Genomic DNA, 12,877 nt, shown 5'->3' with positions numbered 1-12,877 from the left:
CGGGGCACGGGGTGCGAGGCGGGGCCACGGGGCACGGGGCCGCGGTGCGCAGGGTCGGGGGAGGAGGGCGAACCGGGCCGGGGGGAACCTACCCGTCGGTAATCTTGCCGTGTACGGTGCTTTCCATGGCACAGGCAACCATCGGTAACAGCGAGTTCGACCGGGACACGACGGTGACCCGCCGCGCCCCCGGGACGGGCTCCGCCGCCGAATCCGGCGCTCCTTCCGCCGCGGTCACCGCGACCTTCGACGCCGACCTCTCCGCGCGCTGGAGCATCCTCAAGGCGCTGAACGGCGGCTACCTGCTCGCCGTGCTCGGCCGCGCCCTCGGCGACACCCTGCCGCACCCGGACCCGTTCTCGATCACGGCGCACTACCTGACCGCCTCGCAGCCGGGCCCCGCCGTGATCCGCACCGAGACGGTGCGTGCCGGCCGCACCCTCTCCACCGGTCAGGCGTCTCTCGTCCAGTTCGACGACGACGGGGCCGAGGTGGAGCGCATCCGCGTGCTGGCCACCTACGGGCACCTGGACGCGCTGCCCAACGACGTGCGCACCGCCGCCACGCCGCCGGCCATGCCCCCGTACGAAGACTGCCTGGGCGCGGACGACGCCCCGGACGGTGAGGTGCCGCTCAACGACAGCTCCGAGATAGTGGACCGGTTCGACATGCGTCTCGACCCGGCGACCGCGGGCTGGGCGATCGGCCAGCCCAGCGGGGTCGGCGACATGCGGGCCTGGTTCGGGCTCGCCGACGGCAGGGACCCCGATCCGCTGTCACTGCTGCTGGCCGTGGACGCGCTGCCGCCCACGGCGTTCGACCTCGGGCTGAGCGGCTGGGTGCCCACGGTGGAGCTGACCGCGCACGTCCGCCGCCGCCCCGCCCCCGGCCGGCTGCGCGTCGCCATCACCACTCGCAACCTGGCCGGCGGCTTCCTAGAGGAGGACGTCCAGGTCTGGGACAGCGCGGACCAACTCGTCGCGCAGGCCCGCCAACTGGCCCGGGTGAAGCTGGGCTAGCGGCGGCCGTGCTCCGCACGGGGCGACCGCGCCCCGGGGTGGGGCTGTGAGTCCCGATCGGCTGATGGGCGTTCACCTTCCTTCACGCCGGCGGAAGTTGGGGCTGGTGAGGCGTGTGAGGCGTGGTGGTTCGGCTGGGTGCGCGCGGCGGGCGCGGGGACGCGGAACGAGGCGTTCGTACGCTCCCGGCGCCCGGCTCCGCGTGCCACACTGATCGCCATGGGGGACCTTGCACTGACATTTGACGACGGCACCGTTGCCTGGCTGCGCCTCACTCCGGTCGCCGACGGGGCGCGCCCAGCGCCCGTCGGCGCGGCGGGGCCGAGCGGCGGCGGGGCGCCGGGTTCCGCTGGCGGTTCCGACGGGGGTGACCACGGCGACGGCGGTGCCGGTGACCGTGGCGGCCCGCCCGACGACCCGTACGGCCAGTCGCCCGGCCCTGACCTCGAACTGCCCACGGGGTTCGGCGGGGCCCGCGCGGTCAGCGTCGACGGCAGGACAGCGCGCGCCCTGTCCGCGGGCGGGCAGGCGCTGGCGAACGCGCTGCGCCCGCTGAGCGGGGTGTTGGAGAGCATCCACACCTCCCTCGCGGACTCGCCGCGCCGCCCGGACGAGGTGACGGTGCAGTTCGGCGTCACCCTCGGCACCGACCTCAGCCTCGGTGTCTTCACCGGCAAGGGAGAGGCCAACTTCTCGGTCTCCGCCACCTGGAACCTCGGCTCGACGTCCGCGTAAGGCAGCGTGATCGACATGCACGCTGACGTGGAGGACGCCGCGCTGCACGCCGCGTTCGTCTCGGTCCTCGGCGGCTCCGGGCCGGTCGGCGCCGGCGTGTTGGTCGCCGACGACCTGGTGCTGACCTGCGCACACGTCGTCAACAGCGCGCTGGGCCGGGACCAGTTCGACCAGGCGGCCCCGCCCCGTGACGCCCTGCTGCGGCTGGCCTTTCCGCTGGTGGACCGGGAGCGCGAGGTGAGCGCCCGGGTGGAGCCCGCAAGGTGGCGGCCCCCGCGCGCGGACGCCATCGGCTGCGCGCCGGTGGTATCCGGGCAGCTCGCGCACCACGGCGACCTCGCGGTGCTCCGGCTGGAGGGAAGCGCCCCGCCGGGCGCCGAGCCGGCGCCGTTCCAGCTCCACGACTGCGAGCGCGAGGTCGTCGCGCTGTGGGCCAGCGGGAACCCGGTGACGACGATCCGGGCCAGGCCGCGCGTGGTGGCCGCCCCGTGGGTCGCGCTGGACGTCGTCGGCGGGGTCGGCGTGAGCGCCGGGTACAGCGGCGGCCCGCTGTGGGACCGCGCGCGCCAGGCGGTGGTCGGGCTCGTGGTGGCCGTCCACGAGGACGCGCAGGCCGCCCGGGCGCGCGCCGGCGCCGGCGGGCACCAGGACCGGTCGCCGGCCGTCGTGTACGGCATCAGCCTGCCGGCGATCGAGTCGGAGCTGCCCCGCATGCCACCGCTGCGGGTGCCCGCCGCCCGGCGCGGCGTGCAGCAACTCCTGGCCGCGCTGGAGGGCGTGCTCACCACGGAGGCGTCGGTGGCGCAGTGCGAGCGGCGGCTCTCCGAGCGGTTCGGCTTCCCCGCGCGCGACCTCGGCACCGATCACGCGCGCCTGGTACGGCTGGCCGTGGGCAGCCGGCGCGGCGTGCCCGAACTCCTCGAAGCCGCCCGCACCACCCTCGCGCAGCACCCCGCACCCGACGGCGGCGCGGCCGGAACGCCCGGGGAGCCCTGGGAGCGGCTGCGCAGGGCCGCGCGCATCGTGAGCCCCAGCGAGTGCCTGACCCTCGACCAACGGCGCGACCTGGCCGGGCTGCTCGCGCGCTGCCGCCAGGCGACGCCGGACGCCCTGCTCGCCGCCGTACTGCCCTACGACGCGGAGCCGCGGGCGCTGTCCGGACTGGCCGACGTCATCGACGTGTTGGAGGCGTACGAGCCGACGGACCGCCAGCCCGTGCCGCCACTGTTGCGGGCGGTCGTCCTGGTGGCGGGCGCGGAGCGGCAGACCGCGGACCAGCTCACCGAGGACCTCCAGGCGTGGGCGGAGCGGGTCGCGCGCCGCATGGGCGTGCCGTGGGCCGCGGTGTGCCAGTTCCAGGCGGACGCGGCGGACCGCCGCGCGGCGGCGCGGGCACCGTCCGCCCCGCCGCCGCCCGTGGACGGGGCGGGCGGCGTGGCCGGGCGGCTGGGGCGGGCCGTGCCCCGGGTCCAAATCGAGCTGTTGCCCACCGGCGGCAGCACACTCTTCACGTACCAGATATGGGCCTGGGACGCCGGTGCGCAGCCCAGGCTCGTCGTGGTGCAGGACCGCGACGCCGCCAGCACTCGGGTGGTCGAGGACATCCGACGGGTGCTGCGCACCGAGGTGCGCGAGGACCCCGAGACGGCGCTCGTGGAGTTCTTCGTCGCGCCCGAGTGGCTGGGGCTCGCCATCGACACGTGGGAGTCCGACGAGGGTGACGAGGGTGGCGCGTTCGTACCGGGGCTGACCCGACGCCTGGTCGTGCGCACCACGACCAGGACGCGGGAGTGCTACGCGGGGTGGAAGCGCCGCACGGCCGCCCTGGCCAGCGCAGGCCGCCTGGTCTTCGGCGAGAAGTACGCCGACCACAAGGTGGCACGGGCCAACCTGGAGGTACGCCCGGACGTGGGCACCGTCGTGCTGTGCTGCGACCCGGCGCGGCACGGCCAGTTGCTGCGGCAGTGCGTACAGGCCGGCGTGCACACGGTGCTCTGGCACCGTACGGACCACGGGGAGCAGGTCGGCCTCGACCTCTCCGGCATGCTGGAGGGCACCGAACCGCGCGGGGTGCCCGAGGCGGTGCGGTTGGAGCGGGCCAAGGCGATGGCCGAGCCCGGCATCCCGACGCACCGGGGCGGCCAACTGTCGCTGCTCCACGATCCGCCCGACCACCGGCCCCCGCCGCTCGCCCCGGAACCCTGGGTCCTCGCGGAGCCGGCGTCATGACCGGTCGCCGCCAGCCCCCGGCGCACACCCCTGGCCGGCCGCCCGCCGCGCGCTGCCGCGCCGCCCGGGCCCCGTCCGCCGCCCGGGCCCCGTCCGCCCGCCGCGCCCGCCCGGCGCACGGCCGCGCGGTTCCGCGCCGACCAAGGGGCACCAGGCCCTGGCTCCGGTCTCTGCCGACGCCCACGCCCACGCCGATCAAGGAGAGCACGCCGTGGCCCCACCAGCCGGATCGGGCAGCGCCCAGAGCGAGCCGGGCGCAGGTCGTCCGCACGAGGTGAACGAGCCGAACGGGGCGAGCGAGGCGAACGAGCCGACGGAGCCCAATCGGCCGTCCGTGGGGGCCGGCTCCCCGGGCGACGGGGCGGCGGGGGACGGGGCGGCGGGGGCGCCGGGCGAGGCGTGGTGGGCCTTCCGGGGCCCGGCGGCGCTGCCGGAGCCGCCGCCCTGGCGCCGGTTCGCCACCAGCCGGAACGCCGGCTCGACTCCGCCGTACCTGATGGGCCGTGACGAGATCGCCATCGTCAACGCCGCCCTGCATCTGCACCGCCCGCTGCTGGTCACCGGGCGGCCCGGCACCGGCAAGTCCGAACTCGCCCACGCCATAGCCCGCGAGCTGGGGCTCGGCCCGGTGCTGCGCTGGTCCGTGAACAGCCGCGCCACCCTGGCGGACGCCCTCTACCGGTACGACGCGGTCGGCAGGCTGCGCGAGGCGTCGCTGCGCCGCGAGCGCGCGATGGGGGCCGCCGCCGCACGCGGCAGCATTCGCGGCGGTGCCGGCCCGCGCGGCAAGGGCACCGGCGCCCGCGCGCTCCGCAGCGCGCGGGGCAGCGCGCACGGAGCCCTGCACGCCGGCCGCCGGGCCTCGGGCTACCGGGCCGCGGCCCCGGAACCGGACATCGGCCAGTACCTGCGCCTCGGCCCGCTCGGCACGGCGCTGGCCGCCGCGCACCGGCCGCGCGTGCTGCTCATCGACGAACTCGACAAGGCCGACATCGACCTGCCCAACGACCTGCTGGTGGTCCTGGAGGAGGGCGAGTTCGAGATCCCCGAACTGGCGCGGCTGCCCGAGCAGCAGCGCGATGTGGACGTGTTGGTCAGCGGGGGACGGGAGCGGGCCAGGGTGCGGCGCGGTGTCGTCGCCTGTACGCACTTCCCCGTCGTGGTGATGACCAGCAACGGGGAGCGCGACTTTCCCCCGCGTTCCTGCGCCGCTGCGTCCGCCTCGACCTGCCCGACCCGGACGCCGACCGCCTGCGCGACATCGTCCGCGGCAGCCTGGGCGAGGCGGCGCTGGCGAAGGCGGAGGACCTCATCGACGCGTTCTTGCGCCGCTCCGCCACCGAGACCCTGGCCACCGACCAGCTCCTGGCCGCGGTCCATCTGCGCCTCGCGGGCGCCGACATGAGCCGGGACCAGCTCCTCGCGGCCGTCATGCACCGGCTCGACGAGACGTTACCGACGTGATCGACCGGCTGCGGCAGGCGCTCGTCGGCGTGGGGTACGAACCCGGCGCCGACGAGCTGCTCGACGTGCTGTGGCTGGCCCAGGTGATCGCGGACGCCGAGCGGAACGACGCGCGCCGGGCCGCGCCCGACCCCGCCCCACCGGCCGGGCCCCCACCGCCCGGCTCCGTCCCCGGCTCCGCTCCGTGCGACTCTGCTCCGTCCGACCGTTCCGCCCCGTCCGGCCCGTCCGTCGGCCCAGTCCTCGCGGCCGACGCCGCGGAGCCGCGGCCGGGCGACGTCCCCGGGGACGGCCGCGACGGCGGCCCTGGCGGCGCTCCCGCCGATGCCCCCGCCGGCGCCCCCGAGGGGCCCGCGCGCGGCGTACCGGCCGAGCGGGCCGTGGCCCCGGGGCCCGACGGAGCGGGCGCACGGGGCGCCGCCGCCCCGCTGCCCGGGCCCGGCGAGCCGGTCGCGCCGCCGACCGGCGCCCCGCCGTCGGCGCCGGACGCGACCGGGGCCGGCCCCGCCGCCCCGTCCGGCGGGGCCGGGAAGCGACCGCCACGGCGCGCCCTGTACAGCCACGGCAGCGCGGGCGGCGACGGGGCCGGACGGGGCGCGCGGGGGAGCAGGGTGCCGGGCGGGCGGGTGCTGCCCGAGGCACAGCGGCTGGCGCGGGCGCTGCGCCCGCTGACCCGCTACCACGACCACCCGCAGCGCACGGTCACCGACGTCGAGGCCACGGTGCGGCTCACCGCCGAGACGGGGCTGTTCGACCTGGTGACCACCGCGGTCCCCGAACGCGCCCTGACGGCCGTGCTCTGGGTCGACCGGTCGCCCTCCATGCGGGTGTGGCATCCGATCGCCGCCGAGGTACGCGCGGTGCTGCGGCGCAGCGGCGCCTTTCGGTCCGTACGACAGCAGCGGTTCGACCCGGCACGGGCCGGGGCCCGGGGACGGCGCGCCCCGTCCATGGCCGACGGGCCCGGCGCCGTCGTACTCATCCTCACCGACGGCGTGCACCCGGCCTGGCGCGATCCGCGCACCCTGCGCGCCCTCCTCGCGCAGCACCGGTGGGGCCCCGTGGCCGTGTTGCACGCGCTGCCGCGCCGGCTGTGGCGGGGCAGCGGCCTCGACGCCCAGCCGCGGCTGCTCACCGCGGCGGCGCCGCTCAGTCCGGCGCACCGGCTCGGCGTGGCCGACCCGCTCACCGGCGAGCGTGACCCGACCGCCGAACACCACGTGGCGCTCCCGGTGTTGCGGCTGGCACCGGCCGCGCTGGCCCCGTGGGTCGCCCTCCAGACCCGGCCGGGCACCCCGCGCCACGTTGAGACGGTGCTAGTGCCGACGGAGCGGGCGCCGGGCACGGCGGCGCGCCGGGCCGCGTCCGCCGGCCCGCCACCGGTCGCGCCGGGGCTGGCGGCGCCGGAGGCGGGGAGGCCGGGCCCGGCTTCTCCGGACGAGGTCCCGCTCGGCCTGTCGGCGTACCCGGGGACGTTGGTCGCGCCGGAGGCGGGTGCGGTCCTCGCGCCGGATGCCGGTGGCGGGTTGGTCGTGCCGGGGCGGGCCGTGACGCCCGGGGCCTCGTCGCGCGGGCGCACGTCACGCGAGGCGTCGTCAGGGGGCGGGCCCGGCTCCGGGGCGGTGGGGCTGTCCGCGGAGGAGCGGATCGAGAGGTTTCGGAGCACGTTCTCGCCGGAGGCGTACCGGCTGGCGGTCCGGCTCTCCGCGGTCCGCCCGCTGACCACGCCCGTGATGCACCTGGTCAGGTCCGCCGTGCTGCCCGAGGCGACCGCCGCCCAGGTGGCGGAGGTGCAACTCGGCGGCCTCCTCACCCAGGTCACCCCGGCCTCGCCGGCCGCCGCGCGGGTGCCGGAGATCGAGGCGCTGACCCGACGGCTGGCCCCGGCCGACGCCGCCCAGCCCGTGTACGACTTCGCCGACGGGGTGCGCGAACTCCTCTTCAGCGCCCTGGGCGTCGAGCGCTCCATCGAGATCGTCGAGGCGGTGGGCCGCGCCCTGGCCCCGTACCTGGGCAGCCTGCCCGACTTCCCCGCCCTGATGGCCGACCCGGAGGGCCTGTTGCGCCTCCAGGGCACCGCCCGGGCGTTCGCCGTCCTGGTGGGCCCGGTTTGTGAACGGCTCGGCCTCCCGGGCGGCGTGCCCGGCGCCTCGCCCCACGCCGGGGGCGCCGCCGGGGCCGACGTGCCCGTGCTCAGCGCGCACCGTTCCCCCGTGCCCCCGCCCGTTGAACCCCCGCTCCTCGTGGCCGGGGGAGCACCGTCGGACGCGGCGGAGCGGGAGGCGCGCGACGCGAGCCCCGCCGACCCGCCCGCCCCAGCCCCGACCGCCCCCGAAGCCGACCGGGACCGGCCCCCGGTCGGGCCTCGGGCGCAGCCCGACGGGGCGGACTCCGAGCCGCTGCCGGACGGGGCGGACGAGCCGTCGGACGGGGCGGACTCCGGGCTGCCGGACGGGGAGGACGCCGCCGGGCCGCTGCCGGACGCGGCGGACCAGCCGCCACCGCCGCTCACGGAGCCGGTACGGGCCGACCAGTTGCGCTTCGAACTGCTCGGCCCCGTGCGCGCCTGGCGCGACGAGGTCGAGGTGTCGCCCCGTTGGCCCCGTCAGCAGTCGCTGCTGTGCCTGTTGCTGCTCCGTAAGGGGCGCCCGGTCACCGTGCACGAGGCCGCGACGGCGCTCTGGGGCGTCCAACAGCCGGCGCAGCCACCGGCCGTGATCCACAGCTACGTGGCCCAGCTCCGCCGCACCGTGGGGGCGGAGGTCCTGCGCGGCGCCGGCCGGGACGGCTACGTACTGGACGGTGACGTACGCACCGACGTCGGCGAGTTCCAGCGCCGGGAGGCGGCGGTGGACGAGGCGCTGCGGCGCGGGGACCGGCGCGCGGCGCGCGCCCTGCTCGGCGAGGTGCTGGAGCGGTGGCGGGGCGACCGGGAGCCGCTGGCGCAGGTGCCGGGCCCGTTCGCCGCCGCCGAGCGCGCGCGGCTCGCCGAGTGGCGGCTCGAACTCCAGGAACGCGCGCTGGGCCTGGACCTCGCGCTGGGCCACGTCGACCAGGCCGTTCCCCAACTCGCCGCCCTGGTCGCGCGGCACCCGCTGCGCGAGCCGCTGTACCACCTGCTGATGACGGCGCTGCACCGCACGGGGCGCACGGCCGAGGCCATCGCCACCTACCGGAACTGTCACCGGCTGCTCGCCGACGAACTCGGCATGGAGCCCACGACCGAGGTACAGGACCTGTACGAGCGCATCCTGCGCGGCGCCCACGTGCCCGCGCCCGACCCCCGCGCGCCCAGCGGCCCGGGGTCCCGCGTCACCGTCCGACTCCCGCCGCCACCGGCCCACTTCGTCGGCCGCGAGGCGGACCTCGCCGAGCTGCGGAGCGCGCTGCGCGGGACCGGGCCCACGGCGCCGGTCTGCGGTGTCGGCGGGCTGGGCGGCATCGGCAAGACGACGCTCGCCCTGGCTGCCGCGCACGAACTCGCCCCCGTCTTCCCGGACGGGCGGCTCTTCGTGGACCTGCACGGCGGCGAACGCGGCAGGCCCGCCATCGGCCGCGTACTGGAGGCCCTGCTGCTCGCCCTGGGCGCCGCGCCGGACGACATCCCGTTCGGCACGCAGGCGCGCCGTGCGCGCTATCAGGCGATGTTGGAAGGGCGGCGGGTGCTCGTGGTCATCGACCGGGCGCACGGCTGGGCGCAGGCGGCGCCGCTGCTGCCGGACGCCCCCGGCTGCGCCGCCATCGTCACCAGCCGCCGTACGCACGCCGCGCCGGAGCGGGTGCCGTGGATCGCGCTGCGCGAGTTCAGCCAGCGCGAGGGGCTGGACTTCCTGGCGCGCGTGCTCGGGCGCGCGCGGGTGGTCCAGGACGCCAACGGGGCGCACCGGTTGTTCCGGTACTGCGGGGGGTTGCCGCTGGCCCTGCGCATCGCCGGCGAACTGGTGCGCCGGCAGCACCAGCGCTTCCCCTGGCCCCTGACCCGGCTGGCCGACCGACTCGCGGCCCCCGCGCACCGGCTGACCGGGCTACGCGTCGGCGACCTCTCGGTCGCCGCCGGCTTCGAGCAGACCTTCCGCCGGCTGAACACGGAGCGACAGCGCGCCTTCTGCCTGCTGTCCGTGCTCGACCACGAGGAGGTCAGCCGGTTCAGCTCGGCGGCGCTCCTCGACCGTACGCAACTCGTGGCCGAGGACCTGCTGGACGCGCTGGCCTCCGCGTCCCTGCTGCACCGCGAGGACCGCGACCGGTACCGCTTCAACGCCCTGGCCCTGCTCTACGCCCAGCAGGAGCTGGCCAAGCACGGCTTCGGCGCGGCGGACACGCCGAGCAAGCACCTGGCGCAGCGCGCGAGCGACGCCGCCGTGCTGCGCCTGGCCGACCGCTACCTGGTCGCCGGCGCCGCCACGCTCCGCCACCTCGACCCGGGCGACACCCTGCCCCGGCACCTGGCCTCCCACGACGCCCGGCTCGACCGGGCCGCGGCGCGCCACGTCGAACCCCCGGCACGGTGGCTGCGCGACGAGGCGCCCCGACTGCTGCGCGTGCTGCGCCGCGCGACGCAGCCCGGCCGCGTCTCGGCGGCCCTGCTCCAACGCCTGGCCGACCTGGCGCTGGCCGCCCGGGCGCTCGCCGACGACGAGGCGTACGCCCGGCACTTCACCGAGAGCGTCGAGGCCCTCTCCCTGCCGGCCAGCGGAACCCGTACGCAGGCCGTGCGGCAGCGCGCGCTGGCGGCGCTGGCCCACGCGCACAACAGGGCGGGCCGCTTCCCCGCGGCGGAGCGCGCGGCGGCGCAGGCGATGCACCAGTACGCGAACGCCGCGGGCCCGCCCGACCTCGTCGTCCAGGCGCTGGCCCCGCACGAGCGGGCCGCCGCCGTGTACAGCCTGGGCCGCCTGGCCGAGGCCGAGAAGCTTCTGGAACTGGCCGAGCGGGCCTACGAGAGCGACGACAACCTGGCCGGCCTGGCACGGGTATGGGCCGACCGGTCGCGCGTCCTCCTCTCGCGCGGCCGGCCGGACCAGGCGCGCGAACTCGCCGAGCACTCCCTGGACGTCGCGGAGCGGGCCGGCCGCGCCCCCTCCGGCGCACCTGCCCCGGCGGCCGGCACGCCCGCGTCGGGGCCGGGCCTCGCGGTCGCGCACGCCTCCTACGCCCTGGGCTGCGCGCTGACCGCCATCGGGCGCCCCTCGGACGCGCTGCCGGCGCTCCAGCGGGCGCTGGACCTCTTCGCGGGCGCCGGCCGGTACGTCGCCGAGGCCAGCACCCGCGCCAGGGCGGCCGAGGCGCGGCTCGCCATCGGGGACGCCAGCATGGCGGTCGAGCTGGCCAACCAGGCCGTCGCCACCTTCGACCGGCACGGCGGCGACTGGCGCCGCGCGGACGCCCTGGTGATCCTCGGCCGGGCCATGCTGCGCCAGGGCCGGTCCAGTGGCGCCATGACCTGCTGGATGCAGGCGTTCGACGTCTACCACACGCTGGGCGCCCGCGAGGCGGACACGGTCGCCGACCTACTGGCCGACCTGCCGGCGGACGGCGCGCAGGACGGCGCCGGGGACCGGGCGTCGCGCCGGCGCGGGAGCGCGCGGTAGGCGCGCGGCATGACGGGACGGGGAGCACCGTTAGGCCCGCGCGCAGCGGGCCGCGAGCCGACCCGAGGAACGGACGACCACCGAGGCCGGGAGAGCGGGCCACCCGAGAACGGAAACCGAGAGGACACCATGAGGAACGCGTTCCGACGCGGCGGCCACGGGGCCGCCGCCGTCGCCCTGGCCGCCGCGCTGACGGCGGGAGCGGCAGGTACGGCGGGCGCCGCCGACGCCGACCGGACGCCGCGCCACGGCGCGCCGGACGGCGCGCGGACCGCCGGCCTCCAGGGCCCCGTCGTCACGCACCCGGAGTCGAGGCCCTACGAGTACCCGGCGGGCGAGGTCTGCCCGTTCCGGGCCCGCGCCGAGTTCCCGGTCAGCGACCTGCGGCTGCGCACCTGGACCGACGACGCCGGGCGCCCCGTGTTCGCCGTCGAGGACGGACCGCTGGTGCTGCGCGCGACCAACCTGGACACCGGAAAGACGGTGGAGCGCGAGGTCTCGGGAACGGCGACCATCACCTACCCCGCCTACCCCCGCTCCGACGTCTACGTCATGAGCGGCGACAACTGGGCGACGGGCTTCCACGCGCACGACCAGCCGGCCGGCAGGTGGCTCGTCAGCCGCGGCTACATGTCGGTGCGCATCAGCCCGGCCGACGAGGGGACGGCGGGCACGGCGAAGAAGCTGCTGGCGCTGTACGGACCGTACGAGGACCTCTGCACGACCCTCGCCACCCCGTAGGCCCGCCCCGTACGCTGCCTCGTCGCCCCGTCGCCCCGTCGCCCCGTCGCCCCGTCGCCCCGTCGCCCCGTCGCCCCGTCGCCCCGTCGCCCCGTCGCCCCGTCGCGGGCCGGGGGCTCGGCGGGCCGGGGGCTCGGTGGGCCGGGCTCGCGGGGTGCGGGGGCGCGGGCGAGGGGGAGAGGTCAGGCGTCCTGGTCGCGGAGGAACCCGGTGAGCGCGGTGGTCAGCTCGGCGGGGGCGTCCTCCTGGACCAGGTGGCCCGCGCCCTCGATGAGCCGAAGGCGCGCCCCGGGGACGAGCGCGGCCAGTTCGTGCCCCTTGGCGACCGGAATCCACGCGTCGTCGGCGCCCCAACACACCAGCACCGGCAACCGCAGCTCGCCGTACCGGCCCTGGATCTCGTCGGTGAACCGCTGGTCGTTCTGGGCGATCTGCCGGTAGAAGGCGGGCTGTCCCGCCGCGCCGCACCACGGGGCGACCAGGCGGTCCAGGACGTCCGGACGCAGCCCCGGCGCGCTGGCGGAGGCGACGTACTCGCGGACCATCGCCCGGTGCAGAGCAGGCGGCAACTGCTCGAAGACCGCGGTGTTTTCGCCCAGGAGCCGGTACGTGGGCGTGCCCCACGGCGCCAGCGCCACGGCGTCCACGAGCGCCAGCGCCCGGTAGGCGGCGCCGTGCAGCAGATGGGCGCGGAGCGCGACACAGCCGCCGAAGTCGTGCGCGACGACGTACGGGGCGGGGGACGGGGCGGCGGCGCCGGCCGCGTCACGCTCGCCGCCGGCCAGGCCCCAGTGCGTCAGCAACTCCGTGAACACGGCCGCCTGCGCCGCCAGGGACACGTCCTGCCCCGCGCGCTGCTCGGACGCGCCGTACCCCGGCATGTCCCAGACCAGCACCCGGTACCGGTCGGCCAGGGCGCGTGCCACCCCGCGCCAGACGTACGAGGAGAACGGCGTGCCGTGCAGCAGTACGACCGGCGGCGCGTCGGGGTCGCCCAGCTCCGCCCACCGCACGGCGCCGGAGGACGAGTGGAAGGTGCGGTCCAGGTCCCATGTCATGACCGTAATGCTAGACACTCCTGACACCGGGTGTCGAGAT

6 protein-coding genes and 1 pseudogene are annotated in these 12,877 nt (G+C 77.5%); 6 read left to right on the top strand and 1 reads right to left on the bottom strand.

Annotation, left to right across the window (positions count from 1 at the left end; translation table 11 throughout):
* Positions 1-125: 125 nt before the first annotated feature.
* The 6 genes and pseudogenes from AC3CHW_RS08555 to AC3CHW_RS08530 all read left to right on the top strand — a co-directional run bounded on the left by AC3CHW_RS08555 (position 126) and on the right by AC3CHW_RS08530 (position 11,779).
* Positions 126-1,019 carry a thioesterase family protein gene (locus AC3CHW_RS08555; protein WP_488470054.1) on the top strand — a complete coding sequence of 298 codons (894 nt, stop codon included), beginning with the start codon at positions 126-128 and terminating at the stop codon, positions 1,017-1,019.
* Between the two features lie 219 nt (positions 1,020-1,238).
* Complete coding sequence (locus AC3CHW_RS08550) at positions 1,239-1,754, top strand: CU044_2847 family protein (RefSeq protein ID WP_488470053.1); 516 nt, start codon at positions 1,239-1,241, stop codon at positions 1,752-1,754.
* A 15-nt stretch (positions 1,755-1,769) separates the two neighbouring features.
* A complete protein-coding gene (locus tag AC3CHW_RS08545) occupies positions 1,770-3,983 on the top strand; it encodes a VMAP-C domain-containing protein (protein WP_488470052.1) in 2,214 nt (737 codons plus the stop codon).
* Between the two features lie 496 nt (positions 3,984-4,479).
* Positions 4,480-5,447 (top strand): annotated as a pseudogene (locus AC3CHW_RS08540) (AAA family ATPase).
* Positions 5,444-11,038 (top strand): AfsR/SARP family transcriptional regulator, encoded by a 5,595-nt coding sequence (locus AC3CHW_RS08535; protein ID WP_488470051.1) that lies wholly within the window; start codon positions 5,444-5,446, stop codon positions 11,036-11,038. Before AC3CHW_RS08540 ends, AC3CHW_RS08535 begins: the two are co-directional and overlap by 4 nt.
* A 129-nt stretch (positions 11,039-11,167) precedes the next feature.
* Positions 11,168-11,779: a hypothetical protein gene (locus tag AC3CHW_RS08530; RefSeq protein WP_459248150.1), complete on the top strand. Its 612-nt coding sequence runs from the start codon at positions 11,168-11,170 to the stop codon at positions 11,777-11,779.
* A gap of 182 nt (positions 11,780-11,961) precedes the next feature.
* On the opposite strand, the gene AC3CHW_RS08525 is transcribed toward AC3CHW_RS08530, so the two are convergent.
* Positions 11,962-12,837, bottom strand: a complete 876-nt coding sequence (locus tag AC3CHW_RS08525; protein WP_488470050.1) for an alpha/beta fold hydrolase — start codon at positions 12,835-12,837, stop codon at positions 11,962-11,964.
* Positions 12,838-12,877: the final 40 nt, after the last annotated feature.

This window comes from Streptomyces sp. MGP-BFMKR1, assembly GCF_057766585.1.
This window is presented reverse-complemented; position numbering and strand designations above follow the sequence as displayed.

Excerpts from the sequence above, each read along its gene's own strand:
- AC3CHW_RS08555 (WP_488470054.1), top strand. The coding sequence starts at position 126 with ATGGCACAGGCAACCATCGGTAACAGCGAGTTCGACCGGGACACGACG.
- AC3CHW_RS08550 (WP_488470053.1), top strand. The coding sequence starts at position 1,239 with ATGGGGGACCTTGCACTGACATTTGACGACGGCACCGTTGCCTGGCTG.
- AC3CHW_RS08545 (WP_488470052.1), top strand. The coding sequence starts at position 1,770 with ATGCACGCTGACGTGGAGGACGCCGCGCTGCACGCCGCGTTCGTCTCG.
- AC3CHW_RS08530 (WP_459248150.1), top strand. The coding sequence starts at position 11,168 with ATGAGGAACGCGTTCCGACGCGGCGGCCACGGGGCCGCCGCCGTCGCC.
- AC3CHW_RS08525 (WP_488470050.1), bottom strand. The coding sequence starts at position 12,837 with ATGACATGGGACCTGGACCGCACCTTCCACTCGTCCTCCGGCGCCGTG.